General features: G+C 61.4%; 1 protein-coding gene. It reads right to left on the reverse strand.

The window, feature by feature from the left end; all coding sequences use genetic code 11:
• Window positions 1-132: 132 nt before the first annotated feature.
• A complete protein-coding gene (locus P1T08_18850) occupies window positions 133-651 on the reverse strand; it encodes a prepilin-type N-terminal cleavage/methylation domain-containing protein (GenBank protein MDF1598132.1) in 519 nt (172 codons plus the stop codon).
• Window positions 652-861: the final 210 nt, after the last annotated feature.

The raw sequence follows: 861 nt of genomic DNA on the forward strand, positions 1-861 counted from the left end.
GGTCTCCGGCATCACCCACGACTGGCCCGCCGCCAACCAACCTCACCGAAAGCCACTTTTTCGGCAGCCACCTAGAGCAAGAAGGGCGGGCCCTCGCCCGCCCTTCTCACCGTCCGTATCTGTGCTAGCGGATTACCAGCTGCCCGCCACGCAGTCAGCGCTGTTGAAGGTGACATCGGTCGCCGTGGCGTCTACGCAGTAGTAGGTGCCACTGCCGGCGCCGGAAGAGACGTCCTTGAGACCAAACGTCTTGCCCGACTCCGAGTAGGCGGTGAAGGTGATGATCTGCCGGTCACCGGCGACCACGCTCTCGACCACATAGCCGACCTCAGGGTTACCTGCCGGAGCGGGAATCGTGATGGGGCCGGCCTTGAAGGCAAGGCTCGGCTCGATCGCGATCAACTGTGCGGCGGTCACATCGGCGACGGCGCCGTCCGAGAAGTTCTCGGTGTCGGTGTAGTGGACCTTGGCAGAGGTCAGGGCATTGCGAAGGTTGGACTGAGCTGCACGGTCCTGGGCACGCTCACGGGCGCCGAGGAAGGTCGGGATGGCGATGGCAATCAGAATGGCAATAATGAGCACAACGACCATCAACTCGACCAGGGTGAAGCCCTCATCCTTGTTGAGGCTTACACGCATCCACTTGAACATGTTGGGACTCCTTGTGTCCTGGGGGCCGTCTTTCGACCCACAGGTGAGTTATCGGCCGCGGACCCCACGGGACTTAAGGGGAATTATCATGAATTCTTCGGTCGCGAAGGCACTAGATAGCGGGTAGGGGGAGAGGCTCAGGACATCGTTGGCGTTTGATCACCCTGTCGGTCGTGTCGAGACCGGGAGATCCTTGTGGCTGTCAGCGAG

It is taken from the genome of Acidimicrobiia bacterium (assembly GCA_029210695.1).
Taxonomy (GTDB): Bacteria; Actinomycetota; Acidimicrobiia; order Spongiisociales; family JAHEDJ01; genus JAHEDJ01.

What these genes read in the sequence shown, in the direction of transcription:
- P1T08_18850 (MDF1598132.1), bottom strand. Translation starts at nt 651, where the DNA reads ATGTTCAAGTGGATGCGTGTAAGCCTCAACAAGGATGAGGGCTTCACC.